Consider the following 26,691-nt stretch of genomic DNA (forward strand, 5'->3'; position numbering starts at 1 on the left):
TATATTTTATTTAGTGGTAATATTTACTTAGTTAATTGGTGAAAGTAGCTTTGGGTCAGTGACTAACTGACGAACACCATGTGCGTGATCTTCTTCAAACTCATTGTTTTCGCACCATGTTGCTAAGCTATTAATATCGATTTTTGCACAAGCTGGGCGAACGCTCCAAGTAACCTGAAGTGGTGAGCACTGTTGCTCTGTATAGCTAGGACCTGTTGTTGACCCTAGGAACTCTACAGGTTTACCCGTTGTATTTGGAATATGTTTTGCTTGGTGATAACCGTTAACCATATTGCTATCGTAATCAAGGTCATTGAAATCAAATGCATTTTCATCATTAACGACCATGAATACTTGTGTTTCTACACGTAATTGTGGGTTAGCACATTTATCACTTAGACATGAACCAAGGCCTTTGCCTGGTGTTACGTCACACGAACTGTGAACCCAATGTACTTCAATTGTATCGCCAGGCTTCACATTTTTACATACTTTGCCCTTAGGTGCTTTAAGCTCAGCAGCTGTTAATGTGCTTGTTGCGTTACATTGGTAACCACCGTATTTGCTGTCACCCGCAAAAACTGAAAAGTCTTTTGCCTTGTGTTCTGCATTCTTATGAAAGTGGATATTACATAGGTTAATGTGTTCGCTGGCCGGAGCCTTTGAAAAAACACGTTTGTTTTCACCAAGTAAATTATCGATATCGCGCGGAGTTTGCGGGCCATAGCCCTCACAGCTTGCAGCAAAAGCTTGACCAGCGACTGCAAATGATAGCGCTGTCAAAAAGGTCATTGTTGTTTTTTTCATAATACTTTCTCTGTAATGTAAAAATTGAGACATTATATCTGAGCTTGTGGCGCTTTGTAATGTCTCAAGATAATAAATTACCTTTTTCAGGTCCGGTGGCCAAATGATTAAACGAATTAATCATAGATGGGAGGTTGCTTATTAATGGAACACTCCTTATAATACTGCGCATATTTTGCAGTGTTTGCTGCACATTGGCGCGGGATGGAGCAGCCTGGTAGCTCGTCGGGCTCATAACCCGAAGGTCGTCGGTTCAAATCCGGCTCCCGCAACCAAAATCTAAAAAATAGTACTATTTTTTAGATTTAGCGCGCATTCTATGTAATGCGCGTTTTGCGTTTAAGCTTCTGCTTAATTTGGCTGTAAAGCCCGCAACCAAGTTAGGCCTTTGGCCACACAGCTTTGTTTTAGGTGTGACGCCCCGCTTGGTTCGGGGCGTTGTTGTATCTGAAGCTCAGCTTTAAAGGAACTTTGGTACAATACATTAGTATAATTGGGGCTTAAGCCCTTTTTTTGTTTGTATGGAGGAAAATTGTGACAAAACTCGAACAAGATTTGACTGAAATGTTAGAGCCAGCTGTAGAAGCACTTGGCTTCGAATTACTAGGTCTAGAGTTTGTACAAGCCGGTCGTCATTCTACATTACGTGTATACATTGAAAATGAAAGTGGTGTTACCGTAGACAATTGTGCTGACGCAAGCAGACAAGTAAGTGCAATTCTTGACGTCGAAGACCCGATTACAAACGAATATGATTTGGAAGTGTCTTCTCCTGGCGTTGATAGACCACTATTTAAGCTGGCTCACTACGAGAAGGCACAAGGTGAAGAAGTACGTGTACGTACTAAACTTCCACAAGATGGACGACGCAACTTTAAAGGCGATTTAATCGCAGTTAGCGCCGATATGATCACGTTAAAGATCGATGGTAACGAACATTTCATTATGCTCAGTAACATCGAGCGTGCAAACATCATCGCAAAATTTTAAATATTGAGTGCGAAGGACAAGGGCAAGCGAGGCATTACTTATGGCAAAAGAGATATTATTGGTGGCAGAAGCCGTTTCCAATGAGAAGGCAGTCCCAAAAGAAAAGATTTTTGAAGCGTTAGAGTTTGCTCTAGCGACTGCAACTAAGAAAAAACACGATGGTGATATTGAAGTACGTGTATCAATCGATCGCAAAACAGGTGAGTACGATACTTTCCGCCGTTGGATGGCTGTTGATCCTCAAGAAGATGGTTCACTAGAAAACCCGTATTCAGAAATCACCCTTGAAGCGGCACAGGTAGAAGAGCCTGAAACGCAACTTGGTGAATATGTTGAAGAGCAAATTGAGTCAATTAAGTTTGACCGTATTACAACGCAAATGGCAAAACAGGTTATCGTACAGAAAGTACGTGAAGCTGAACGAGCGCTCGTTGTTGAAGCATATAAAGATCAACAAGGTGAGCTGGTAACGGGTGTTGTTAAAAAAGCAACCCGAGATGCGATTGTTATTGATTTGGGCAACAATGCTGAAGCGGTTATTTACCGTGATGACATGTTACCACGCGAAAGCTTCCGCCCTGGTGACCGTGTACGTGGTTTACTTTATGAAGTAAAACCTGAAGCACGTGGTGCACAATTATTTGTGACGCGTTCAAAGCCAGAAATGCTGATGGAACTATTCCGCATTGAGGTGCCAGAAATTGGCGAAGAAATGATTGAAATTCGCGGCGCCGCTCGAGATCCGGGTTCTCGTGCAAAGATCGCAGTTAAATCAAATGACAAGCGCATTGATCCTGTTGGTGCATGTGTTGGTATGCGTGGTGCACGGGTACAAGCGGTTTCTACTGAGCTTGGTGGTGAGCGTGTTGATATCGTACTATACGATGATAACCCTGCACAGTTTGTTATTAACGCGATGGCGCCAGCTGAAGTCGCTTCTATCGTAATGGATGAAGATTCGCGTTCAATGGATATCGCTGTGGAATCAGATAACCTTGCACAAGCGATTGGCCGTAATGGTCAAAACATTCGTTTAGCTAGCCAGTTGACTGGTTGGGAATTAAACGTGATGACTGTTGAAGACATGGATGCTAAAAACTCAGAAGAGTCAGACAAGCTAGTTAACTTGTTTACACAGAACCTAGACATTGATGATGACTTCGCTGGTTTATTAATTAATGAAGGTTTCTCTACGCTTGAAGAAGTTGCGTATGTTCCTGTTGCTGAGTTCTTAGAAATTGACGGTCTTGATGAAGACACCGTTGAAGAGTTACGTAATCGAGCAAAAGATGCGTTAACAACGAAAGCACTTAAAACAGAAGAAAGCCTTGAAGGTGCAGAGCCTGCAGAAGATCTGCTAGCACTAGAAGGGTTAGAGCGTCATTTGGCATTTGTTATGGCAAGCAAAGGTGTTGTGACACTTGAAGACTTAGCTGAACAGGGAATTGACGAGCTAGTAGAAATTACAGAGTTATCAGAGCAAGATGCTGGGCAGTTAATCATGGCTGCACGTAACATTTGTTGGTTTGGTGAAGACGAATAATTTATTAACGGAGTAACACACACTATGGCAGAAGTAAGCATTGAAAAACTAGCCGAGACTATTGATACAACTGTTGATAAATTGCTGCAGCAATTAAACGATGCAGGGATCACCAAAGGCGAGACTGATAGTGTTACTGAATCTGAAAAGGCTCAGTTACTTGACTACCTAAGTAAGCAACACGGTGGTAAAGGTGCTGAAGGCCCTGAACGTATGACTTTACAACGTAAAAGTAAAAGCACATTAAATGTGAAAGGCTCTACGGGTAAAGACAAGGCCGTTCAGGTTGAAGTACGTAAAAAACGTACTTACGTGAAAAAGAGCACTATTGATCAAGAGAAAGAGCAAGAACGTCTAGCCGCTGAAGAAGCTAGCCGTAAAGAGGCTGAATTAAAAGCACAGCAAGCAGCTGAGCAAAAGGCCAAAGAAGATGCTGAGCGTAAAGCAAAAGAAGACGCTGAGCGTAAAGTTAAAGAAGAGGCAAAACGCAAAGCTGAAGCTGAGCGAAAGGCCAATCAACCGCAGGACAAGAAAGTGGATAGTGCGAAAGTTGAAAAAGACCGCCTAGAAGCGGAGCGTCTGCAAAAAGAAGCAGAAGAGGCAGCATTGATAAAAGCTGAAGAAGAAGCGAAGCGTCAAGCAGAAGTGGCGCGTAAACTAGCTGAAGAAAATGAAGCTCGTTGGAAAAAAGAAGAAGAGGAACGCCGTCGTCGCGAAGAAACGGCTGACCATCACCTGACTACATCAACTTATGCACGTGAAGCAGAAGATGAGTCAGATGCACGCGAAGAGAAAAGTGCGCGTCGCAAGAAAAAGAAAAAAGCACCTGCAAGAGCTGAAGCGCCTTCAAGAGGCCGTAAAGGTAAACTAAAAGCGCCTTCATCTTTACAGCACGGCTTCCAAAAGCCAGTTGCAGATGTAAAACAAGAAGTACGTATCAGTGAAACAATTGCTGTTGCCGAATTAGCTTCTCGTATGGCTGTAAAAGGCACTGAAGTCGTTAAAACGATGATGAAAATGGGTGACATGGTTACAATTAACCAAGTTATCGACCAAGAAACAGCACAACTAGTTGCTGAAGAAATGGGTCACAAAGTAGTTCTAGTAAAAGAAAATGAACTAGAAGTACAAGTACTGAATGACCGTAGTGAAATTGAATCAACTGAATCACGTGCGCCAGTAGTAACGGTAATGGGTCACGTTGACCACGGTAAAACGTCAACGCTTGATTACATTCGAAGCGCAAAAGTAGCGTCTGGCGAAGCGGGTGGTATTACACAGCACATTGGTGCATATCACGTTGAAACGGAAGGCGGCATGATCACCTTCTTAGATACTCCAGGACACGCAGCGTTTACGTCAATGCGTGCACGGGGTGCAAAAGCAACTGATATCGTTATCCTAGTTGTTGCCGCAGATGATGGTGTAATGCCGCAAACAAAAGAAGCTGTACAACACGCTAAAGCAGCGGGTGTACCTTTGATTGTTGCTGTGAACAAAATGGATAAAGAAGGCGCTGATCCAGATCGCGTTAAGAACGAACTAGCACAACTAGACGTTATCCCAGAAGAGTGGGGCGGCGATACGCAATTTGCACACATCTCTGCAAAAGCCGGTACTGGTGTTGATGAGCTTTTAGAAGCGGTTCTAATGCAATCTGAGCTATTAGAACTTACTGCACCAACACAAGGTATGGGTGCAGGTGTTGTCATTGAATCACGTCTTGATAAAGGCCGTGGCCCAGTTGCAACCGTACTTGTTCAGTCAGGTCAGCTGAAGCAAGGCGATATCGTGCTTTGTGGTCTTGAGTATGGCCGTGTTCGTGCAATGCGTGACGAAAATGGTAAAGAAATCAAGACTGCTGGTCCATCTATTCCAGTAGAAGTACTAGGTCTGTCTGGTGTACCTGCTGCAGGTGATGAAGCGACTGTTGTTAAAGACGAGCGTAAAGCGCGTGAAGTTGCATTGTACCGTCAAGGTAAATTCCGTGATGTTAAACTAGCGCGTCAGCAAAAAGCGAAGCTAGAGAACATGTTCAGTAACATGACAGAAGGCAATGTGTCTGAAGTTAATGTTGTATTGAAAGCGGACGTTCAAGGTTCAATTCAAGCAATTGCAGATTCACTTGTTAAACTCTCTACAGATGAAGTTAAAGTGAAAATTGTGGGTAGTGGCGTAGGTGGTATCACAGAAACTGATGCAACACTTGCCGCGGCTTCAAATGCAATCATTGTTGGCTTTAACGTACGTGCTGATGCATCAGCGCGAAAAGTGGTTGATTCTGAGAACCTTGATTTACGTTACTACAGCGTTATCTACAGCTTGATTGAAGAAGTTAAGCAAGCGATGTCTGGTATGCTAGCTCCTGAATTTAAGCAAGAGATCATTGGTCTTGCTGAAGTTCGTGATGTGTTCAAGTCTCCTAAAATCGGCGCAATTGCGGGTTGTATGGTTACAGAAGGCATCGTTAAGCGTAGCGCGCCAATCCGTGTACTTCGTGATAACGTGGTTATCTACGAAGGTGAACTTGAGTCACTTCGTCGCTTTAAAGACGACGTACAAGAAGTGCGTAATGGCATGGAATGTGGTATCGGTGTTAAGAACTACAACGATGTTAAAGTTGGCGACCAAATCGAAGTATTCGAGACGGTTGAAGTTCAACGTACATTGTAAACCATTGCTATAATAATGGTTGAAATGGGGGCACTAGCCCCCATTTGTTCGTTTAAAACTAATTAAACTTATTATTATTTTTCAATAAGTTAAAATTTATAAGTGGTGAAGATGAGAGAATTTTCTCGCACAGATAGAGTTGGCCAGCAAATCCAAAAAGAGATTGCTGTGATATTACAACGCGAAATTAAAGACCCACGCTTAGGCATGGTGACGGTTTCCGCAGTTGAAGTATCAAGAGATCTATCTTACGCAAAAATCTTTATTACGGTATTGAATACCAGTGATGAAGATAAGACTAAGCAGAGTGTTGCCATCTTAAATGATGCAACGGGCTATATTCGTTCTATTTTAGGTAAGCGTATTCGTGCGCGTATTATGCCGGAACTACGTTTTGTGGTAGATAACTCGTTACTTGAAGGTATGCGCATTTCAAATCTTGTTGATTCGGTTATTCGTGATGATAACGAAAAGCGTGGACCAGAGTCATCGGAGGATGAGCAAGAGTAATGGCAAGACGTTCAAAAGGTCGTCCGGTTGATGGCATCGTGCTTTTGCATAAACCTGAAGGGATCTCGTCCAATAAAGCGTTGCAACAAGCGAAGGGTATTTACTTTGCGCAAAAAGCAGGCCACACCGGTGCATTAGATCCACTGGCAACAGGCATGCTACCAATTTGTTTTGGTGAAGCGACCAAGTTTACTCAGTTTTTATTAGATACTGATAAAACTTATGTTGTGCGTGCCAAGTTAGGCGAACGTACAACCACGTCTGATTCTGACGGTGAAGTGGTTGAAACACGCCCTGTGGATATTACGCTTGATGGTTTACAAAAAGAAATTACAGGTTTTTTGGGTGAAACTGATCAGTATCCTTCAATGTACTCAGCATTAAAATATCAAGGTCAGCCTTTATATAAATATGCAAGAGAGGGCATTGAAGTTCCGCGAAAATGTCGAAAAATAAATGTATATAGCCTAACGCTTGATGAATACGATGCTGAGAATGAAGAAATTCAGATGACAGCTCATGTGTCTAAAGGCACATATATTCGCACCATCGTGGATGATTTAGGTGAAAAACTAGGGTGTGGTGCGCATGTCATTATGTTGCATCGTTCAAAAGTGGGTCACTATCCAAGTGAGCAAATGGTCACGATTGAACAACTAGAAGAAAAGCTACAGCAAGCAAAAGCAGAAGGGGTTGAACCTTCAACATACCTAGATGAATTACTGTTGCCGATGGACACTGCTTTGGTTGATTTACCCGTGGTTGAGATCACGGCGGAGCAGGGTGTTGCATTCAGCTATGGTCAGGTTGTGGTATGTGGCACGGTACCCGAGGGTATTATTAAAGTGGTTGCAGATGGGCAGTTTATCGGCATTGGTGAACGTAACCCAGATGGTCATTTAAAAGCCAAACGCGCACTGGCAACTAACCAATAGTTTTTTCTAGTCTCACGCGGCGAATATTGCTATACTGCGCGCCGCTTACTCGCTTTTGCTGAATTAGTGATCGGCTTAAGCACAATTTAAATTAATTTTGGAGTTATTATGTCACTAAGTACTCAAGAAAAAGTAGAAATCGTTGCTAAATTTGCACGTGTTGAAGGCGACACTGGTTCACCTGAAGTACAAGTAGCACTTCTTACTTTCGACATCAACAAGCTACAAGGTCACTTTGCTGATCATAAGCATGATTTCCACTCACGTCGTGGTCTTCTTCGCAAAGTTAGCCAACGTCGTAAATTACTTGATTACCTTAAAGGTAAAAACGTTGAGCGTTACTCAGCGCTAATCAAAGAGCTTGGCCTACGTCGCTAATTTTTTGATTGATTGTTGGCTTTTTTAGCTAACATTAAAAAAGGGGCTTGAAAGCCCCTTTTTTTGTGGGTGTTCTCCACGTATACTAACACCCGCTTAGCATTGGGCTAAGTCAGCGCCAGCGCTTTTGCCAATTGTAGTGCTTAAATAGATTGCTTAGTCTATTTAAGACTGTAATTGGTACTAGTTGGCGTCTATATTTTGTTTTATTTAAGGAAATATTTGTGCAAGCAATTATTAAAGAATTTCAATTAGGCCAACACACGGTCACAATCGAAACTGGCGCTATTGCCCGCCAAGCAGATGGTGCAGTACTAGCAAGCATCGGGGATACTTCAGTACTTGTTACTGTTGTAGGTAAGCGTGACGCACAACCGGGTCAAGACTTCTTCCCACTAACAGTTAACTACCAAGAGCGTATGTATGCTGCGGGTCGTATCCCAGGTGGTTTCTTGAAGCGTGAAGGTCGTCCAAATGATGGCGAGACATTGATCGCGCGTCTTATTGACCGTCCAATTCGCCCTCTTTTCCCGAATGGCTTCGTAAACGAAGTACAGGTTATTGCAACGGTTGTTTCTGTTAACCCTGAGATCCAACCTGATATGGTTGCGATGATTGGTACTTCAGCAGCTCTTGCTATTTCAGGCATTCCATTCAGTGGCCCAATTGGTGCTGCACGTGTTGGTTATATCGATGACCAGTATGTACTAAACCCAACTTTAAAAGAGCTTGAAGAAAGTAAGCTTGACCTTGTTGTTGCAGGTACTGAAAACGCGGTACTTATGGTTGAGTCTGAAGCAGACGTATTACCAGAAGACGTAATGCTTGGTGCCGTTGTGTATGGTCATGAGCAATCTCAGGCGATCATTACTGCAATCAATGAATTTAAAGCTGAAGCAGGTAAGCCTACTTGGGACTGGACTGCACCAGAGAAAAACGTTGCAGCGTCAGACAAGGTTGCAGCACTCGCAGCTGATAAAGTAGGCGCAGCTTACTTGATCACAGATAAAGTAGAGCGTAAAACAGCGCTAACTGCGGCAAAAGAAGGTGTGATTGAAGCACTTACTGCTGAGCTAGCTGAAGGCGAAACGTTAGATACGCAAGAAATTGGTAAATTATTTGGTGCATTAGAGAAGAACATCGTACGTAGCCGTATCATTGCTGGTGAGAAGCGTATTGATGGTCGTGAACCAGATATGGTTCGTGCACTTGACGTAATGACAGGTGTGTTACCACGTACTCACGGCTCTGCTATTTTCACCCGCGGTGAAACTCAGGCGCTAGTTACTGCTACTTTAGGTACGGAACGTGATTCACAGTTAATCGACGATTTAACTGGTACACATAAAAACCACTTTATGCTTAACTATAACTTTCCTCCATTCTGTGTAGGTGAAACGGGTTTTGTTGGTTCGCCTAAGCGTCGTGAAATCGGTCACGGTAACCTTGCAAAGCGTGGTATTCAAGCTGTAATGCCAACATTGACAGATTTCCCATACTCTATCCGTGTGGTATCTGAAATCACAGAATCAAACGGTTCTTCTTCAATGGCTTCTGTATGTGGTACGTCACTTGCGCTAATGAACGCCGGTGTACCAATAAAAGCTTCTGTTGCGGGTATCGCAATGGGTCTAGTTAAAGAAGAAGAAAACTTTGTTGTTCTTTCTGACATTCTGGGTGACGAAGATCACTTAGGTGACATGGACTTTAAAGTAGCGGGTACTGAAGTGGGTATTACTGCATTGCAGATGGATATCAAGATTGAAGGTATCAACAAAGAGATCATGCAAATTGCACTTAAACAAGCTAAAGCAGCACGTTTACACATCCTATCAGTGATGGATCAAGCAATTGCAGCACCTTCAGAAGAACTTTCTGAATTTGCACCTCGTATTTATACAATGAATATCCCGCCGAAGAAGATTGCTGAAGTAATTGGTAAAGGTGGCGCTACAATTCGTCAGTTAACTGAAGAAACGGGCACAACGATTGAAATTGAAGACGATGGTACGATCAAAATCGCAGCAACAGATGGCCTCAGTGCAAAAGATGCAATTTCTCGCATTGAAGCGCTTACTGCTGAACTAGAAGTTGGCACTATCTACAATGGTAAAGTTGTACGTATCGTTGACTTCGGTGCGTTTGTAAACGTATTACCAGGTAAAGATGGCCTAGTTCATATTTCACAGATTAGCTCTGAGCGTGTTAACAGCGTCGGCGACCACTTAACTGTTGGTCAAGAAGTGAAAGTTAAAGTACTAGAAGTAGACCGTCAAGGCCGCGTACGTCTGAGCATTAAAGAAGCGTTAGAGCAATCAGCTACGCCAGCGCCAGAAGCGCCTGCTGGGTAATTTTGTGTAAATAAGTTATTTACTATGTAAAAAGGGGGCTGATTGGCCCCCTTTTTTATGTTTTAATGCAAGCTCATTGAATTTAGAGTTAGGCTTACTAAAGGAAGGATATGAATTTAAAATCCATCATCGTTTTACCCCTGGTACTCCTTGGGTTAATGGGTTGTCAATCTACCGAGCAACCAGTTGAACAACGCGTTGTAAATGTACCTTTGAGTGTTCCTTTACAAGCCAATTTTCGTAATGAGATTGCCATTGCGCGCTATTCTGAATTATTACTGGGCGTTGATTTACCCAAAGAGCAACGTGCACAGCTTTATTATAACCGCGGTATGCTTTACGACAGCTTGGGCTTAAGCACTTTAGCAAGAATAGATTTTAATCGTGCGATTAAAATGAAGCCTGACTTGGCTGAGGTTTACAATTTTTTAGGTATTCACCATACATTGTTGCAAGAATTTGGCAAAGCCTATGAAATGTTTGACACTGTGCTAGAGATTGACGAACAGCATGAGTATGCGTATTTAAATCGGGGCATTGCGTTGTATTATGGCGATCGCTCTGAACTAGCAACTGACGACTTAACATCATTTTTAGAACGCTCTCCGCAAGATGCATATCGCGCAATGTGGTTATATTTAGCGCAATCTAAATTAGATCCTATTGCTGCAAAAGCGACCCTCAAAGCTAACCAGCAGGCAATAAATAGTGAAGAATGGTCTTCACAGTTAGTTGCGCTATATTTAGGGGAGTTGTCTGAAGGGCAATTTCTAAAGCAACTTTCTACTGGCGTAAAGGATCAAAAAGCGTATTCAGAACGCTTGTGTGAAGCGTATTTTTATCTTGCAAAACTGTATCAAAGCGAAGGTAAGGCTGATGTCGCCGTTGATTTTTTCAAGTTAACCTTAGCAACCAACGTGTTTGAGTTTGTAGAACATAAATATGCACGTTTAGAGTTAGATTTGTTAGCCCGTGAAAACGCAGGTTAAGCACAGTTTAATCGTTACAAGTTGTTTGTTTTTGATGGCCCAAAGTGGCCATCACCCCCTCCTTTTTAGTTTACACAGTCAAGCCGCTTTTTTAGCGCAGCATCCACATTCATTTTATCAAGCACAATCACGTATTGCGTTACATGCACTGCCTGATGCAACCATTCGCTCTTTATCAAAACTAGAACAGCCTGAGATTGCCTTTGAGTGGGCCATTCGGCTTGCAAAGCAAGGGTTATATACACGAAGTCGGATTTATTGGCAGCAGTATTTAAACGATGCGTCACAGGCGCAGGTGATACGTTTAGTTGCACTGTTAACAGCAGCCAACGACATTAATGCAATCTCATTGATTGTCTCAAAGCGGCCCTTACCGATGCATTATTCAGACTGGTTGTCTTTGCATCGTGGTGTGCTACCAAGTGCATTTAATAGCGAACGTTTAGCAGCGCATAATATGGTATCTCCGCTAGATGGTGTGACTTTTGCGAGAGAGTGTATCAACCGAGTGTTAGTGCTGACGGACCATTTAGCCGCGGTTAAAAAGTTAAAGCAATTTAAAATTCGATATACGAGAGCTCCTGAGCCAAGTGTTTGGAGCTATTGTTTTAGCGAGCCGATATATATTGGCAATATTATGCAGTGCACACCGGATAATTCGCAGTTTGCCTACTGCGATGTGGCAGCACTTAAGCGAGCCTATCCAGAGCTACTAGCTCAAGGCGATAAAGCGTTGATGATGACGCGTCAAGGTAACGCAAATGTGCGCGGCGATATGATGACGTTAAATACACAAAGCCAATATGCGGTATTCATGCATGAACTGATGCATTTTAGTGGCTTTGAAGATGAATACTCGGTACCCAAACAAAAGGCTAAGTGGTTATGTCAGCGAGCTGGGCGTCATGCACCTAACTTGTATGTAGGTGAGTTAAACGATGCGCCCAAGGGGTGGGTGAAAAGTAATACGTGTAATTATGGTACTTTACAAGCTTACAAACCCAGCGACGGTTGGAGCATTATGGAGTATCAAAACAGGCCTCTTACAGCACAATATCGGCGGCTGTGGCAACAGGCCATTAACGCACAGCACGCAAAGCGTTGGGTGAAAAAGTGAAAGACTCGATTTGACTGAATAATTTTAGTTGGCTCACATTTCTCATGAGATATGAAATATATCTGAATTGTTTGTTAATCTTGTCTAAAATAGAATCAGCTAGAATCTGAAACTATAGACAACTCAAACACTAATACAGTATAACTATGGTTAGTTTTGTGTGGTGAAAGTCACGGTTGTTTTCTTTCACGCCCAACACCAAACAGCGCACTAAATATGGTGTATGGTCGTACTTGGACGACGCAATAATAAAAGGTTTACTCTATGACTTTGCTTTGGATACCCTTGTTATCCTTATTCGGCAGTATTATTTCTTCATTAACGGGTAAATTAACACGTAATCAATCGACAGGGTTGACCTTGTTAATGCCAGTTATTGCACTTGCGATGGCAGTGAATTTAGCCCCTGCGGTCTTTGCCGGGGAAGTGATCCGTTACAGTGCTGAATGGGTGCCTCTCTTGGGCCTGAATTTATCACTTAGGTTAGATGGGTTGGCGCTTTTATTCGTCTTTATGATTTTGGGTATCGGGATCTTAGTGATTTTTTACACCCGTTATTATTTAAGCTCTAAAGATTCAATGCCTAAGCTGTTTGCCTATTTGATGCTATTTATGACCGCAATGCTCGGTATTGTGATGTCAAATAATGTCTTGCAGCTATGGCTATTCTGGGAGTTAACCAGTATTAGCTCATTTTTATTGATCAGCTACTGGTGGCATAAATCAGAAGCCCGTAAAGGCGCACGTATGGCTTTAACCATCACAGGTGGTGGTGGTTTAGCATTATTGGCTGGTTTGCTATTACTGGGCAATATTGTAGGAAGTTATGACTTAGATACAATACTGGCTAGTCGAGAAATTATTCAAGCACATGGGCTGTATGAAATCACCCTTATTTTAGTCTTACTGGGTGCCTTTACAAAATCGGCACAGTTTCCATTTCATTTTTGGTTGCCACACGCAATGGCAGCACCAACACCTGTAAGTGCTTACTTACACTCAGCCACAATGGTAAAAGCGGGGATTTTCCTGCTAGCAAGGTTTTACCCAGCACTGGCGGGCACTGAATTATGGTTTATTTTAGTTGGTTTAACAGGTCTTGTGACATTGCTGTTTGCAGCGTACGTTGCATTGTTTAAACATGACTTAAAAGGGCTGCTAGCTTATTCAACGATTAGCCATCTAGGGTTAATTACCTTGCTCTTTGGTTTAGATACAGAGCTTGCGACTGTGGCGGCTATTTTCCATATTATTAACCATGCAACCTTTAAAGCGTCGTTGTTTATGGCGACCGGTATTATCGACCATGAAACGGGCACACGAGATATGCGTAAGCTCAATGGTATGTGGCGATTTATGCCGTACACAGCCACCCTTGCGATGGTTGCGGCAGCAGCGATGGCTGGTGTGCCGCTATTGAATGGCTTCTTATCTAAAGAAATGTTCTTTGCAGAAACACTTCATCAGCAATTATTAGGATCTATGTCTTGGTTAGTGCCAGTATTGGCGACCGTTGCTGCAGCATTCTCAGTTGCTTATTCTGCCCGTTTTATTCACGATGTATTCTTCAATGGTGAGCCGGTAGGGTTGCCGAAAGAGCCGAGCGAGCCACCGCGTTATATGCGTATTCCTATTGAAGTACTTGTGGCCTTATGTTTGGTTGTGGGTATGTTCCCGCACTTTGTAGTAGATGGGGTTTTACAAGCAGCATCGACTGCGGTGCTTGGCGGATATGTCCCTGAGTTTAAAATTGCCATTTGGCATGGATTCAACTTGCCACTCCTTATGAGTGCGATTGCAGTATGTGGTGGTTTGTTAATTTATACCCAGCGCAAATACTTGTTCCAATTCCAAGCGTCACTTCCTCCGCTTAATGCTAAAAAAGTATTTGATGGTAGCGTATATGTGATGATCAAGTGGTGTCAGCGTAAGATCAGTGAAATTGAAAATGGCTCGTTACAGCGTTATTTAATGTTGATGTTGGTAGTGGTGCTTATTAGTGCTGGTTGGCCGTTGTTTGAAATGGGTCAGCTTGTCGGTGGTAAACAACCCACCCCAGTTGATATTCATAATGGCATTGGTGCTGCATTATTGATGATTGGTGCAATTGGTACGGTAATATGGCATCGCTCACGTATGGTGTCGTTGCTCATGATTTCAGTCGTTGGCTTAATGGTGTCGGTGGCATTTACGCGCTTTTCAGCGCCGGATCTCGCATTGACACAGCTCACGGTAGAAGTAGTCACTATTATACTCCTAATGTTGGCACTGTTCTTTTTACCCCAGCGTTCACCAAAAGAATCAAGCTCAATACGCGTATTGCGTGACCTAGGTATTGCCTCTGCGATTGGCGTAGTAGTGGGGAGTATTTGTTACGCGCTGATCACGCGACCACTTGAGTCTATTTCAGACTTCTTCCTAGCAAATGCCAAAACGGGTGGCGGCGGGACCAATGTTGTGAATGTGATCTTGGTCGATTTCCGTGGTTTTGATACGTTAGGTGAAATTTGTGTACTGGGTATTGCTGCATTGGGTATTTATAAGCTGTTAGTTAACTTGCCATTATTTATGCCAGGCAGTGACAGCGAAGGTCGACCTTGGGCGAAAGAGCGTTACCCATTATTGCTTGCCAGTATTTCGCAATCGCTACTGCCTTTGGCGTTGTTAGTATCATTTTATATTTTCTTACGAGGCCATAACTTACCTGGTGGTGGATTTATTGCGGGCTTAGTAACGGCGATTGCATTTATATTACAGTATATTGCTCATGGTTCGAATTGGATAGCAGAGCGCTTGACGATTAACTACCGCAAAATAATTGCCTCAGGTATTGCCATTGCGTTATTTACAGGCGTGGGTAGTTGGGCCTTTGGTCGTCCATTTATGACCACATGGTTTGAGTATTTTGATATTCCATTCATTGGTAAAATTGAACTTGCGAGTGCATTAGTCTTCGATTTGGGCGTGTATATTACCGTAGTTGGTGCCACGTTAATGATCCTTGCGAGTTTAGGTAAGCTGACTGCAAGTGCACATAAAGATGAGGTGAAAGTCTAATGGAATTATTATATGCATCTTGCGTGGGGTTGTTGGTTGCGTGTGGCGTATTTTTGATTTTACGGTCGCGTACATTTCCCGTAGTTTTGGGTTTAACTATGCTGTCGTATGCAGTGAATTTATTTTTGTTTTCCTCAGGTAGACTGAGCTTAAATCAAGCGGCAGTATTAGGCTATAGCACAGATTATGCTGATCCACTGCCTCAAGCATTGGTTTTAACCGCAATTGTAATTGGTTTTGCGATGACAGCATTTGTCGTTATTTTAGCGATCCGTGGTCGAGCAGATTTAGGAAATGACCATGTGAATGGTCAGGTTCCTGAGAAAGATAAAAAGGGCAAAGCATGATCCAGCATTTGACATCTTTACCTGTTTTACTGCCGATGTTGGCAGGTGTTATTTTACTGATGCCACCTTGTGGTAAAAATGTGGCGATACGTCGTATCGCTTCGGTTGTTTTGGGCTTGATCACATCATGTGTATCAATAGCACTATTATTACAAGTTCAACAGCACGGTACTGCGGTATACGCCATTGGTGACTGGTCCGCGCCTTTCGGCATAGTGTTAGTCGCTGATCCACTTTCTACCTTATTGGTGTCTTTGACCAGTATATTATGTACCGTCTGTGCACTCTATGCATGTGCTGGAGATGATGAAAATGGAAGCTTTTTCCATCCATTACTTCATTTTTTATTACTGGGCGTAAACGGTGCATTTTTAACAGGAGATGCGTTTAATCTATTCGTATTTTTTGAAGTGCTCCTTATCGCATCATACTCATTGTTGATGCATGGTGGTGATAAGCGTAATACGCGTGCTGCGCTTCAGTATGTGATTATGAACTTGGTTGGCTCTGCAATTTTCTTAATCGCTTTGGGTGTGCTGTATGGTGTACTCGGTACGTTGAATATGGCTGATATGGCACAAAAAGTGACCTTTTTAGAAGGCGATGATGTGTATCTCGCTAAGATTGGTGGCTTATTATTATTGGTCGTATTTGCACTTAAAGGCGCACTTTTACCTTTGCACTTGTGGTTACCGAACACTTACGCAACGGCGATGCCCGTTGTGGCAGCCTTGTTTGCGATTATGACTAAGGTGGGCGTGTATTCTATGATGCGTGTTTACACGCTGATTTTTGGTGATGAGGCGGGCGAGCTGAGTCATATGGCACAAAATTGGCTTTGGTGGTTGGCATTGGCAACCATTGTCATGGGGGCTATTGGCGTATTAGCCAGCCAAGATTTACGTAAGTTAGTCGCAAATCTGGTGATTGTATCTGTGGGTACATTGGTGGCTTTAGTCGCGGTGCAAACCGTCGAAGCCAGTGCCGCAGCGATCTATTACCTCGTTCACTCAACCATGGTCACAGCCGCATTATTTATACTCGCTGATCTCATAGGTAAGCAACGCGGTAAAGTCGCAGATAGGATCACCGTAGGTCGTCCAGTGACTCAGCCTGTATTACTCGGCTTTGGGTTTGTGATTGCGGCCGTTGCTGCCATAGGTATGCCGCCTTTGTCGGGCTTTATCGCTAAGATCTGGTTATTAAAAGCCACCTTTAACAGCGAATATGGCGTCGTATTTTGGCCATTATATTTATTAGCTAGCTTAGCCTTATTGGTGGGTATTTCAAAAGCGGGCAGTACCGTGTTTTGGCATCATAAAGGCAATACCAATGATAGTCATGAACAAGAGCGCGTTCATCCGGCTCAATTGGCTGCGTTAATTGTGTTACTTTCAAGTGCGCCTCTTATGGCAATATTTGCGGGTCCAGCAAGTGAATATGCATTAAATGCAGCAACGGTGTTACATGATTTTAGAGGCACCACATCGGCTATTTTAGAGGGAGGTCAGTAAATGCGTTTAGAAGCACGATTTAGTTGGTTACCCACGCCATTTCGCAGCTTGCTGCTATTTACAGTATGGTTGTTACTAAATAATACAATGTCGTTGGGACATATTATTTTAGCAGCGGTACTGGCAATATTAATTCCATTGGCAACGTATCCATTTCGTACAAAGCAACCATTGATCATGCGCCCAGGTTTGGCATTGCGTCACTTGTTGTTGGTTTTGTATGACATTATTACCGCGAATGTACAGGTGGCTATTTTGATCTTAGGGCCAACTAAAAAGTTAAATCCGGGGTTTGTTAAAGTCCCCTTAGATTTAACGCACAGTATGCCAATTACAATTTTGGCAAGTACAGTGTCTCTAACTCCTGGTACTGTCAGTGCAGAAGTATATCCTTGGTTAGAGTCATTGCCAGAAGGTGAAGATCCGAGTCAGCGCTATTTATTGATCCATGTGTTAAATCTGCAAGATGAAGAGGCGTTGATAAAAACAATAAAGCAGCGCTACGAAGCACCGCTAAAGGAGATCTTTGAATGCTAGAAACTGTTATTTTAATTGTTTTCGCTATGATAGGGATCTCGTTATTGCTTAACTTGTGGCGCTTAGTGGTTGGGCCTTCAGTACCCGATAGGATCTTAGCGTTAGATACCATGTATATTAATAGCATTGCGCTGATCATTTTATATGGTATGAGCATGGGCACGGCGTTGTATTTTGAAGCGGCGCTACTTATTGCGATGTTAGGATTTGTTAGCACGGTTGCAGTATGTAAATACTTACTGCGTGGCGATATTATAGAGTAGAGGCAAGTATGGCTGAATATATCATTTCAATACTATTGTTGATCGGTGGTTGCTTTGTCTTGGTCGGGTCGATTGGCTTGGTAAAAATGCCCGATTTTTTTATGCGTTTACACGGGCCAACAAAAGCAACGACCTTGGGTATGGCTAGTTTGTTGACTGCGGCGATGGTGTTTTTTAGTACCACAGGTGAAGGTTTAAGTGTTAAAGAAATATTGATTTCAATCTTCTTATTACTTACGGCACCTATTAGTGGCTATATGCTGATCAAATCAGCGATACATCATAAGCTCGATAGTATAGAGCGCACATCTGGAAAAGATAATATTGAAGACGACGTCTAGTCTTTAATTTCAAGTAAAAAGCGAGGATTTAAGCCTCGCTTTTTTGTATCTGTTGTGCGTGATTTATTTCTTATCATTGTGCCTTTGTTGTAAATAACTATCATTCTTCATTTTTGTATTTTAAACTCTTGCTATGCTTGGATTAGTTTAAGCTGCCATTTTCAGTTAAACACAGGGTATTAAGGTGGACAATGAAGCATATCTCTATTCGCAGTAAGCTATTGGTTTTTGTTGGAGTACTCGTTACAGTAATGGTATTAGCCTTAACTGTTTTTACTTGGTTACACCTAAAAGAAGAAAACAACTCACAGAACAAACGTGTTCAAGAAGTGCTATTTAATGAAATACGGCAAAATTTAACTGCTCAAAGCCAGTTTTATGGACAGCAAGTTGCGGGCTTCATTAATGAAGCTTATCGGATCCCATATACGTTTGCCGGTTTACTCAACAGCACCAGTGCAGAAAAGCCATTAACACGGGAAAGTGTTCAGCTTGCCATCTCTGGTGCACTAGCACAGAATAAGCTAGTGTCATCCATGTATGCACAATTTGAAAAAAATGGCTATGATGGGTTAGATGCTCAATATACAACAGGTGCTTCTCATTCGGTAGTCGGGGCAGGAACATTTGAACTCTACTTTACCCAAGATGCATCGGGTATAGCACAGCAAAAAGTTGCGTCAGCAAGTGATAAATACTTAGATAAACGAAATGAGTTTGGGCTACGTGAGGCTGAATGGTACTTATGTGCAAGAGATAAAAATGCCCCTTGTATTATGGAACCGTATTTATATGAGGTGAGTCCTGGTACACAAACCATGATGACATCATTAACGGTACCAGTTAATGGAGGTGGTGCATTTAAAGGATTAGTGGGTGTCGATGTTAATCTGCCTATTTTTCAAGAGCTTGTTGAAGAGTTGTCTCGCTCTTTATATAACGGGCAAGCCAAAGTAACTTTATTAAGTGAATTAGGGCTTGTGGTTGGTTCTAGCCACTATGAAAACCTAGCAAGGCCACTGAGCGAATCAATTAATAAAACTCGAGCCGATAGTTTAAAAGTGTTACATCGTAACCGAGGCTTTTCCGAATTTAATGAAGATATTGCTGTCGCGGTTGCCATTGATATTCCGCTGGCAAGCACAACTTGGTCGTTAGTGATTGAATTGCCTAAAGCGGTCGTATTAAGTAATGCCAATTTACTGGCAAGAGAGCTTGAAGAATCAACGGATGCATTAGGTCGACGGATGATGTTCGTGGGCCTTATTATTGCAGGTATTGGTGTGTTTGTGACGGTTATTTTAGTGAACACGGTCATCAAACCTTTAACCCATATTCAACATAGAGTAGAAAACTTAGCCTCAAGTGAAGGGGACCTGACCCATGAACTCGAGGTGAGTGAGCATGCGGAATTGATCGCACTGGGCAGAGGGTTTAATGCCTTTACCAATAAACTGCGTAACATGATTGATGATTTGAAATTACTGGCTGAGCAATCTTACCAACAATCATTTTCGACCACAGAAGTGGCAATCAACATTAAAAATAAAGTCGCGAACCAACATATTGAAATAGACAGTGTGGTTACCGCCATAAATGAACTCAGTGCCACCGCGGCTGAGGTTGCACGTTCGTCTGAACAAGCAGCAAGTAGTACCAATGATGCCACAAAGCAAGTGCAAGAAAGTGAAGCCGGCATTATAAAAACAACTGAAACAGTTCATGAAATGGCCTCTCAAGTACTTGAAGCGAAACAAGCAATAAACAAGGTGGCAGAACGAAGTAGTGATATTTCAAAAATCCTCGATGTGATTAGGGCCATTGCAGAGCAAACAAACTTGCTGGCATTAAATGCCGCTATTGAAGCCGCAAGAGCGGGCGAGCAGGGGCGTGGCTTTGCAGTCGTGGCTGATGAAGTCAGGGCGCTTGCCTCAAAAACACAGGCATCAACCGACGATATCAGCAAATTGATTGATAACTTAACGTTTGAAGTGGGTAGCTCAGAGAAAATCATCGAAAGCTCGGTCGCGCATGGGGAGCAAGCGGTTGATTACTGTCAGCAGTCGTCTCAGGCAATGAGTACCATGGTGGCCGCATTGACCAGTATTTCTAATGAGGTAACGCAAATTGCCACAGCAGCAGAAGAGCAAAGCATGGTAACGGAAGAGATCAATACCAATACCACCAGTATTGCAGATGCGGCCGCTGAGCTATCGGAACTTGCTGACCAAGTTGAGCAGGCCGCCAGCGTTATGACGGAAATTGTTGAACAAAAGCATACACAATTAAATTTACTGAAAACAAAGTAGCATCCTTGCCACACCGTAATGGGCTGCCTAGCAATATGCAGCCTTGTTTTATGCAGAGATGTAGTGATGCAGAGATGTAAAAGGGCTGCTTATTTTTAAGTTCGCCACGTAGCACTACGCAAACAAGCAGTGTGAGCACTTTTCTTGCTATTAATTAAAAAGTGCTGGCATCATCGCTACGATTTTCTTTAGAACAACAAATCATCATAGTCAGTAATGCACCGCAGTTAACAGCCCACGCAATGTAAACAAGCCGTTCGAAGTTATCGTAAATCAAGGACCATGATTTCATTTCGAAATAAGACCAGGCGACATGCTCCAACAGTGAGATTAAATTTATAGTTGCCATATAGATAAAAACCCAGTGAAAAATACCATCAAAGTGGGTGAGTTCAATATTTTTTGAATGGGAGATTATTCGCGAAAGCTGTACCCTAAAAATTAATATTAAGGCGAGAGCCAAACTAAACATCAAGTTCGTGCCATAAACGAGCGTTCCTTGTAAAAGTAGATTGTCAGCAGGAATAATGTTATTTATTAAGCCTATATCAAATACGGTTTTGTTTACTCCTGTGATAAGCAAAATAAACCCGGTGATATGCACCATATTTATATTTTTTAGGTATATGCCGTAGACACTACATATTCCAAGTAATAATAAATAAAAATGCGTTATTACATCAAGGGTCCATATTTGGCTGCAAACAAACGCGATAGTGACGCAATCAAGTAACTTGGCTGTATCATTGTTTTTAGCTTGCTCACGTATACTTTTTATTTGTGTGAGCAATACAGAGGTATCTAATTTACAATAACGTAACCAGCTAAAAAGTTTCTTAGACGGAATGTCACTAACACCTAACTCATAATTGATGATGGTTTTTCTATCAACGTCTAGCCTATTGGCCATGGTTTGTTGAGTAATGCTAGCACGTATCCGGATAGCTTTTAGATCTTCACCGTTAATCATATCTTTTGACCTATGTTGCATTAAATTCTATGTTTGAATGCATATTAGAGAAATCACCTTTATTGATTATCGCCTTACTTAGCTATTTATGGGTAGCAAAGGGCAGGTTTATATATAGTATGATCTTTTTAAGAAAATAAGTTAATAAATAAATTGCAAGCATATCAGTATTAACTGAAAATTAATAAAGGCTTTTATGGTTGAGTAATCAAATGGAGCTTAAGCATAAAGTATGAGGCATGTTAGAGTGGTATTTAGGAGGAGTAGGAAGGTGGCTGGAGGTAATTACATATCGAGATGTAATTACCTGTGTTTATTATAAAGCGCCGACTTCATCTTTACGATTGTCTTTAGAAGAGCAAATCATCATAGTCAATAATACACCACAGCAAAGTGCCCAAGAAATATAAATAAGTCCTTCAAAATTGTCATAGATTAAAGTCCAAGATTTCATATCAAAGGAATTATAGAACACATCTTCAAGCAGGGTTAATAAATAAATTATAGAGTTATATATATATAGCCAATGAAATATACCGTCAAAATGTGTTAGTTCAATGTTTCTTGAGTTTGATAATATTCTAGATAACTGTACGCGAAAAATTAGTACTAATACAGTTGATATGCTAAAGAGTAATTGAACACCATAAATAAAAGTGCTCTGTAATAGTGTATTTTCATCAGGTGTTACGTGATTTATTAAACCTGTTTCAAAAATGACATATGCGATAGTATTTAAAACAAAGATGAACCCAGCAATATGAGTCATATTTATATTTTTTGTGTATATACCATAGGCTGCACATATTCCTAATAAAGACAGGTATAAGGGGGTTACCAGTTGTACATCCCAAAGTTGAATATAAAAAAATGCGATAGATGTAATACTTAGTAAAATTAGGTTTGAAAGTTTCATTGTCTATCCTTGCTTTTTATCATCCTTAACAATCGGAGGGACTGGGGCAAAGTTAGTCGCAACCGCTCTAGGGGTTTTATATGCCGTCCCTCCCAATGCAAGAGTACACACTTTGGTAGAAAGTTCGCAAATAGCGTTCTCGGTTTTTGATGAAGTTAAATTGTTCTTAACAGTTTTTACTCTTGGTGGCTTAATAGCCAAATAGCCATCCGACACCAAACTACAATCACTTCTTGCTATTTCCTTGTGCTTCCCATTCGCCTTAATAAATAGATTCATAGAGCTAAAAACATGGTGTAGGCTAAATTTATTCATGGTTCTTAATCCTGTAAGTTGGGTTTTTCTTTACTGTTTGTGATGTCGCGGATCTGTTTTATTTCGTTTAATAACGATCCAGCGTCTATCTTACAATATACAAGCCACATGAAAAGCTGTTTTGAACGAATATCACTTACACCAAGCTCATAATTAATGATGGTTTTTCTATCACAGTCGAGTTTTTTAGCCATTTTCTCTTGAGAAATGGCCGCATTGACTCGCATAGCTCGAAGATCATCTCCATTTATCACATCCTTATCCTTTTTTATTAATAGCTAGAAAAGGGGTGGTTTCCCACATTCTATGTCGACATGATATTTACAAATAAAGAAAAAGCAAACATTTTGTTTACATTTTGTGCGGCTATAACGTTAAGTTAGAGTAAAAAAGCCAGTTTAATGATCTTATAAGTGCTTTTGGCGCTGTTCAAAGTAGTCAGTTTTTAACAGCTAAGTGGTGAGTAGATTTATGATGCAAAAGAGCAAATAGGGCAACACTCATATTAGGCCGATTATAAGATTGATAAATCATCAAAATAACTGGCGTGAGCCTCAAAGCTGGAATCTATTGCAAACTTGGCTTAGAATAACTGTTAATTTATACAGTTATTCTATATTAAGACCACACATGAAACTTTATATTGCTGAAAAACCATCGTTAGGCAGAGCGATAGCAGATGCATTGCCCAAGCCACATAAAAAACAAGATGGCTTTATTGAAACCAGCGATGGCAGTGTTGTTTCGTGGTGTATTGGCCATCTACTTGAACAAGCGCAGCCTGATGACTATGACCCTAAGTATAAAAAATGGCAATATCAAGACTTACCTATCATACCAACTGAGTGGCAATTTAAAGCCAAGGCAAATACCAAAAAGCAGCTTGGTGTCCTGAAAAAGCTGATAAAAAAGGCACAGACGATTGTGCACGCGGGTGATCCGGATAGAGAAGGGCAGTTACTTGTGGATGAAGTACTGCAATATGTGGGGCTATCAGAACGGCAAAAACACACGACGCAAAGGTTGCTGATTAGTGACTTGAATATTCAAGCGGTAAAAAAGGCGCTCAATACGCAGCAATCGAATCAGAACTTTGTGCCGTTGAGTGTATCTGCCCTTGCCAGAGCCAGAGCCGATTGGTTATATGGCATGAACCTAACACGTGCTTATACCTTAGCGGGACAAAAGTCAGGGTATCAAGGGGTGCTGTCTGTAGGGCGAGTACAAACACCAGTACTTGGTTTGGTGGTGAGAAGAGACGCAGACATTGCAGAGTTTGTATCAAAACCATTTTATGAGGTTTTTGCACATTTACAGACGCAAGATAAGAGCCGTTTCTGTGCTAAGTGGCAGCCCAGTGATGCCTGTGCGCCCTATATGGATGAAGAAAAACGCGTATTAGTCAAAGGGCTTGCTGAAAATGTGGCCTCGCGCATAAAGGATCAAGAAGGTGAAGTCACCGCGATTGAGAAAACGCCTAAAAAGCAGCTTGCGCCTTTACCGTATAACTTATCAGCATTACAAATCGATGCCAGTAAAGCATTTGGTATGTCGGCTAAACAGGTGCTTGACGTGTGCCAAAGCCTATATGAAAAGCACAAACTTATTACGTATCCACGTTCTGATAACCGATATTTACCAGTGGCGCACTATAAAGAAAGAGAATCGGTCGTGGCAGCAATGGTAAATAATAATGGGTGTGAGCAATCTAAAGTGGATGCTGCTAACCTATCGTTGAAATCAAAATGCTGGAATGACAAAAAAGTCGCTGCCCACCACGCCATTATTCCGACCAGTAAAAAGTTGAAGTCCGCACAGTTAGGCCATCAAGAGCAACAAGTGTACGGCCTGATCAGCAGGCAATATTTAGCACAGTTTTACCCTGCGTTTAGTTATGATGAAACCAAAGCTGACATTATGATTGCTGGTGGTTTGTTCATCGCGAAGGCAAAACAAGTCAATGAAATTGGCTTTAAAGTATTGTTTGGTAAAGCCCGTGATGATGAGGATAACTTATCTACCTATTTACCGCCTTTGGTGAAAGGGCAGCGTTTACAGTGTCACGATGCCCAAATACAAGAAAAGCATACTCAGCCTCCTCAGTATTATACCGATGCAACACTGTTGGCTGCAATGACGGGGATCAGTCGTTATGTAAAAGACAAAGACATTAAAAAGATATTAAAAGAAACCGATGGTTTAGGCACTGAGGCCACACGCGCAGGTATTATCGAACTGCTCTTTAAGCGTGGGTTTTTAGCACGCAATGCCAAACAGATCAGATCAACAGAGCTAGGGCAAGCAATGATAGCCATGTTACCTGAATCACTTACGCTGCCTGATAGGACCGCATTATGGGAGTCTCACCTTGCGCAAATAGCCAATAAGGAATGTACTTATCAAATGTTTATGGACCCTTTGTTGTCTCAACTGGGTGAATTTGTTAGCGATGCAAAGGTCGCAAATAACCCAGATTTGAAAGGGCTGTCTAAGCCTCGAACGTTTAAGCGTAAAACTCGAAAGCGTACAAAGGCAAAAAGTTAAGCTTGTAAATAAGATTTTTGCCACTATATAAGAAGAAAATACATCACAGAAAGCAAATATGAGTAACCAAATTCAATTAACGCCTGAAAATATTCAACAGACATTGGGTGAGCAAAACCAAGAAAAACTAATATTGCTTACTTTCTTCAGCGCACAAAACCCTGATTGTGTTGCCCAAGCGTCAATTTTGACTAACCTAGCTGTGACTTATACTGACCATATTATTGTTGCGACGGTAGACTGCGATTTACAACAAGCACTAGCAGGTCAATTAGCGCAGCAAATAAACTTACAAGCTTTACCTACATTAGTCATGCTAAAAAATGGTGCGCCTGTAGAAATGCTACCGGGTGCGCAAACTGAAGAAGACATCAAAAAAGCGCTTGCCAACCATTTACCAAAGCCTGAGATGCTTCTGTTAGATCAAGCAAAGCAGGCACTGCAAAGTGATGACCAAAACAGTGCATTTAATTTTGCTAAACAAGCGTATGAAATAGACCCAACTAATTCGCGAGTTAAGTTGGTATTGGCAGATATCTGTATACAGATCCAAAAGCTAGAAGATGCTCAAGCCTTACTTGATAGCATTTTAGAAGAAGAGCGCGATGCATATTACCAAAATTTAACGGCTAAATTAGCACAAGCACTTCAAGCCCAAGAGTCACCTGAAATTCAAGCGATGAGCCAAGCATTAGAAGCTGAGCCTGATAATAATGATATTAAAGTAAAACTTGCCTCATTATTGAATGATGCAGGTAAAAAAGAGCAAGCGCTTGAGTTATTGTTCACTGTATTGAGAAAAGATTTAAACTTTGGTGACGCTAAAAAGCAGTACTTAGATATTGTCGCGTCTTTACCTGATGGAGATGCGCTGGCGGCAACCTTCCGCAGGAAATTGTATAGCTTGTTATATTAGCCGCAACATGAGTTCAGATATAAAAGCCGTTAATGAAGATTAACGGCTTTTTTGCTTTTTATGTTTGCGTATTGCTAAATATAGACAATACTTAACTTCCGTCGCAAGAAAAGTAGCTAGAAATATGACGTTACTGTTACTTTTTCTGTCTGTTTTGAGGTGTTTGGTATGCTTTTTAAGCGAAGTACATGTTTTTGTGATTTTATTTAAATAAATGCTTGCGCTTTTTCTGCATCTCCCTATAATGCGACCCCACTGAAACGGAGCAACACGCTGAAAGGCAAATTAAAACGAGTCAGCGTCAAGTAAAACTTAGTTTAGCTTTTCACTTAAGAAAATGTTTAAAATTAAGTGTTGACAAAAAAATAG

At 41.7% G+C, this 26,691-nt stretch carries 23 protein-coding genes and 1 tRNA gene; 19 read left to right on the forward strand and 5 right to left on the reverse strand.

Features of this window, described 5'->3' with window-relative positions:
• Positions 1–27: 27 nt before the first annotated feature.
• The gene (locus tag CWC18_RS03265; protein ID WP_138592819.1) at positions 28–807 is read right to left on the reverse strand and encodes a delta-class carbonic anhydrase; all 780 of its coding nucleotides are present in this window, start codon (positions 805–807) and stop codon (positions 28–30) included.
• 198 nt (positions 808–1,005) lie between these two features.
• Here CWC18_RS03265 and CWC18_RS03270 point away from each other — a divergent pair.
• The 17 genes from CWC18_RS03270 to CWC18_RS03350 all read left to right on the forward strand — a co-directional run bounded on the left by CWC18_RS03270 (position 1,006) and on the right by CWC18_RS03350 (position 20,661).
• Positions 1,006–1,082, forward strand: a tRNA-Met gene (locus tag CWC18_RS03270).
• A gap of 259 nt (positions 1,083–1,341) precedes the next feature.
• The gene (rimP, locus tag CWC18_RS03275) at positions 1,342–1,797 is read left to right on the forward strand and encodes a ribosome maturation factor RimP (protein WP_138592820.1); all 456 of its coding nucleotides are present in this window, start codon (positions 1,342–1,344) and stop codon (positions 1,795–1,797) included.
• 40 nt (positions 1,798–1,837) lie between these two features.
• Positions 1,838–3,340, forward strand: coding sequence for a transcription termination factor NusA (gene nusA, locus CWC18_RS03280; RefSeq protein WP_138592821.1), 1,503 nt, complete (start codon positions 1,838–1,840; stop codon positions 3,338–3,340).
• A gap of 24 nt (positions 3,341–3,364) precedes the next feature.
• On the forward strand, positions 3,365–6,013 hold the full coding sequence (gene infB / locus CWC18_RS03285; RefSeq protein WP_138592822.1) for a translation initiation factor IF-2: 2,649 nt from the start codon (positions 3,365–3,367) through the stop codon (positions 6,011–6,013).
• A gap of 111 nt (positions 6,014–6,124) precedes the next feature.
• Positions 6,125–6,523, forward strand: coding sequence for a 30S ribosome-binding factor RbfA (gene rbfA / locus CWC18_RS03290; RefSeq protein WP_010365895.1), 399 nt, complete (start codon positions 6,125–6,127; stop codon positions 6,521–6,523).
• Positions 6,523–7,458 (forward strand): tRNA pseudouridine(55) synthase TruB, encoded by a 936-nt coding sequence (gene truB / locus CWC18_RS03295; protein ID WP_138592823.1) that lies wholly within the window; start codon positions 6,523–6,525, stop codon positions 7,456–7,458. Before rbfA ends, truB begins: the two co-directional genes overlap by 1 nt.
• Positions 7,459–7,566: 108 nt before the next feature.
• Positions 7,567–7,836 (forward strand): 30S ribosomal protein S15, encoded by a 270-nt coding sequence (gene rpsO / locus CWC18_RS03300; protein ID WP_010365898.1) that lies wholly within the window; start codon positions 7,567–7,569, stop codon positions 7,834–7,836.
• A gap of 224 nt (positions 7,837–8,060) precedes the next feature.
• The gene (gene pnp, locus CWC18_RS03305; protein WP_138592824.1) at positions 8,061–10,187 is read left to right on the forward strand and encodes a polyribonucleotide nucleotidyltransferase; all 2,127 of its coding nucleotides are present in this window, start codon (positions 8,061–8,063) and stop codon (positions 10,185–10,187) included.
• 110 nt (positions 10,188–10,297) lie between these two features.
• Positions 10,298–11,176 carry a lipoprotein NlpI gene (gene nlpI / locus CWC18_RS03310; RefSeq protein WP_138592825.1) on the forward strand — a complete coding sequence of 293 codons (879 nt, stop codon included), beginning with the start codon at positions 10,298–10,300 and terminating at the stop codon, positions 11,174–11,176.
• Entirely contained in the window at positions 11,160–12,293 is a 1,134-nt protein-coding gene (locus tag CWC18_RS03315; RefSeq protein WP_138674704.1) for a hypothetical protein, read from the forward strand. Before nlpI ends, CWC18_RS03315 begins: the two co-directional genes overlap by 17 nt.
• A 264-nt stretch (positions 12,294–12,557) precedes the next feature.
• Complete coding sequence (locus CWC18_RS03320; protein ID WP_138592827.1) at positions 12,558–15,350, forward strand: monovalent cation/H+ antiporter subunit A; 2,793 nt, start codon at positions 12,558–12,560, stop codon at positions 15,348–15,350.
• On the forward strand, positions 15,350–15,697 hold the full coding sequence (locus tag CWC18_RS03325; protein ID WP_138592828.1) for a Na+/H+ antiporter subunit C: 348 nt from the start codon (positions 15,350–15,352) through the stop codon (positions 15,695–15,697). Before CWC18_RS03320 ends, CWC18_RS03325 begins: the two co-directional genes overlap by 1 nt.
• Positions 15,694–17,211, forward strand: a complete 1,518-nt coding sequence (locus tag CWC18_RS03330; protein WP_138674705.1) for a monovalent cation/H+ antiporter subunit D — start codon at positions 15,694–15,696, stop codon at positions 17,209–17,211. The genes CWC18_RS03325 and CWC18_RS03330 overlap by 4 nt, the downstream gene beginning before the upstream one ends.
• Positions 17,212–17,748, forward strand: coding sequence for a Na+/H+ antiporter subunit E (locus CWC18_RS03335; protein WP_119860153.1), 537 nt, complete (start codon positions 17,212–17,214; stop codon positions 17,746–17,748).
• Positions 17,742–18,011, forward strand: a complete 270-nt coding sequence (locus tag CWC18_RS03340; RefSeq protein ID WP_010365913.1) for a K+/H+ antiporter subunit F — start codon at positions 17,742–17,744, stop codon at positions 18,009–18,011. The genes CWC18_RS03335 and CWC18_RS03340 overlap by 7 nt, the downstream gene beginning before the upstream one ends.
• Positions 18,012–18,019: 8 nt before the next feature.
• Positions 18,020–18,352, forward strand: a complete 333-nt coding sequence (locus CWC18_RS03345; protein WP_119860154.1) for a Na+/H+ antiporter subunit G — start codon at positions 18,020–18,022, stop codon at positions 18,350–18,352.
• 191 nt (positions 18,353–18,543) lie between these two features.
• A complete protein-coding gene (locus CWC18_RS03350; RefSeq protein WP_138592830.1) occupies positions 18,544–20,661 on the forward strand; it encodes a methyl-accepting chemotaxis protein in 2,118 nt (705 codons plus the stop codon).
• 154 nt (positions 20,662–20,815) lie between these two features.
• Here the strand turns inward: CWC18_RS03350 and CWC18_RS03355 are convergent, their stop codons facing one another.
• The 4 genes from CWC18_RS03355 to CWC18_RS03375 form a co-directional block, all read right to left on the reverse strand.
• Positions 20,816–21,631 (reverse strand): helix-turn-helix domain-containing protein, encoded by an 816-nt coding sequence (locus CWC18_RS03355; RefSeq protein WP_249348219.1) that lies wholly within the window; start codon positions 21,629–21,631, stop codon positions 20,816–20,818.
• Between the two features lie 316 nt (positions 21,632–21,947).
• Positions 21,948–22,547, reverse strand: a complete 600-nt coding sequence (locus tag CWC18_RS03365; protein ID WP_138674706.1) for a hypothetical protein — start codon at positions 22,545–22,547, stop codon at positions 21,948–21,950.
• Between the two features lie 3 nt (positions 22,548–22,550).
• Complete coding sequence (locus tag CWC18_RS03370; RefSeq protein ID WP_138674707.1) at positions 22,551–22,862, reverse strand: hypothetical protein; 312 nt, start codon at positions 22,860–22,862, stop codon at positions 22,551–22,553.
• Positions 22,863–22,867: 5 nt separating this feature from the next.
• The gene (locus tag CWC18_RS03375; protein ID WP_138674708.1) at positions 22,868–23,116 is read right to left on the reverse strand and encodes a helix-turn-helix domain-containing protein; all 249 of its coding nucleotides are present in this window, start codon (positions 23,114–23,116) and stop codon (positions 22,868–22,870) included.
• A gap of 376 nt (positions 23,117–23,492) precedes the next feature.
• On the opposite strand from CWC18_RS03375, the gene CWC18_RS03380 reads away from it, so the two are divergent.
• On the forward strand, positions 23,493–25,406 hold the full coding sequence (locus tag CWC18_RS03380; RefSeq protein WP_138674709.1) for a DNA topoisomerase III: 1,914 nt from the start codon (positions 23,493–23,495) through the stop codon (positions 25,404–25,406).
• A 58-nt stretch (positions 25,407–25,464) separates the two neighbouring features.
• Positions 25,465–26,322, forward strand: coding sequence for a tetratricopeptide repeat protein (locus tag CWC18_RS03385; protein WP_138593200.1), 858 nt, complete (start codon positions 25,465–25,467; stop codon positions 26,320–26,322).
• The last annotated feature ends 369 nt before the right edge of the window (positions 26,323–26,691 follow it).

This window comes from Pseudoalteromonas aurantia, assembly GCF_005886875.1.
Taxonomy (GTDB): domain Bacteria; phylum Pseudomonadota; class Gammaproteobacteria; order Enterobacterales; family Alteromonadaceae; genus Pseudoalteromonas; species Pseudoalteromonas aurantia_A.

Excerpts from the sequence above, each read along its gene's own strand:
- CWC18_RS03265 (WP_138592819.1), bottom strand. The coding sequence starts at position 807 with ATGAAAAAAACAACAATGACCTTTTTGACAGCGCTATCATTTGCAGTC.
- nusA (WP_138592821.1), top strand. The coding sequence starts at position 1,838 with ATGGCAAAAGAGATATTATTGGTGGCAGAAGCCGTTTCCAATGAGAAG.
- infB (WP_138592822.1), top strand. The coding sequence starts at position 3,365 with ATGGCAGAAGTAAGCATTGAAAAACTAGCCGAGACTATTGATACAACT.
- rbfA (WP_010365895.1), top strand. The coding sequence starts at position 6,125 with ATGAGAGAATTTTCTCGCACAGATAGAGTTGGCCAGCAAATCCAAAAA.
- truB (WP_138592823.1), top strand. The coding sequence starts at position 6,523 with ATGGCAAGACGTTCAAAAGGTCGTCCGGTTGATGGCATCGTGCTTTTG.
- rpsO (WP_010365898.1), top strand. The coding sequence starts at position 7,567 with ATGTCACTAAGTACTCAAGAAAAAGTAGAAATCGTTGCTAAATTTGCA.
- nlpI (WP_138592825.1), top strand. The coding sequence starts at position 10,298 with ATGAATTTAAAATCCATCATCGTTTTACCCCTGGTACTCCTTGGGTTA.
- CWC18_RS03320 (WP_138592827.1), top strand. The coding sequence starts at position 12,558 with ATGACTTTGCTTTGGATACCCTTGTTATCCTTATTCGGCAGTATTATT.
- CWC18_RS03325 (WP_138592828.1), top strand. The coding sequence starts at position 15,350 with ATGGAATTATTATATGCATCTTGCGTGGGGTTGTTGGTTGCGTGTGGC.
- CWC18_RS03330 (WP_138674705.1), top strand. The coding sequence starts at position 15,694 with ATGATCCAGCATTTGACATCTTTACCTGTTTTACTGCCGATGTTGGCA.
- CWC18_RS03335 (WP_119860153.1), top strand. The coding sequence starts at position 17,212 with ATGCGTTTAGAAGCACGATTTAGTTGGTTACCCACGCCATTTCGCAGC.
- CWC18_RS03340 (WP_010365913.1), top strand. The coding sequence starts at position 17,742 with ATGCTAGAAACTGTTATTTTAATTGTTTTCGCTATGATAGGGATCTCG.
- CWC18_RS03345 (WP_119860154.1), top strand. The coding sequence starts at position 18,020 with ATGGCTGAATATATCATTTCAATACTATTGTTGATCGGTGGTTGCTTT.
- CWC18_RS03350 (WP_138592830.1), top strand. The coding sequence starts at position 18,544 with ATGAAGCATATCTCTATTCGCAGTAAGCTATTGGTTTTTGTTGGAGTA.
- CWC18_RS03355 (WP_249348219.1), bottom strand. The coding sequence starts at position 21,631 with ATGATTAACGGTGAAGATCTAAAAGCTATCCGGATACGTGCTAGCATT.
- CWC18_RS03365 (WP_138674706.1), bottom strand. The coding sequence starts at position 22,547 with ATGAAACTTTCAAACCTAATTTTACTAAGTATTACATCTATCGCATTT.
- CWC18_RS03370 (WP_138674707.1), bottom strand. The coding sequence starts at position 22,862 with ATGAATAAATTTAGCCTACACCATGTTTTTAGCTCTATGAATCTATTT.
- CWC18_RS03380 (WP_138674709.1), top strand. The coding sequence starts at position 23,493 with ATGAAACTTTATATTGCTGAAAAACCATCGTTAGGCAGAGCGATAGCA.
- CWC18_RS03385 (WP_138593200.1), top strand. The coding sequence starts at position 25,465 with ATGAGTAACCAAATTCAATTAACGCCTGAAAATATTCAACAGACATTG.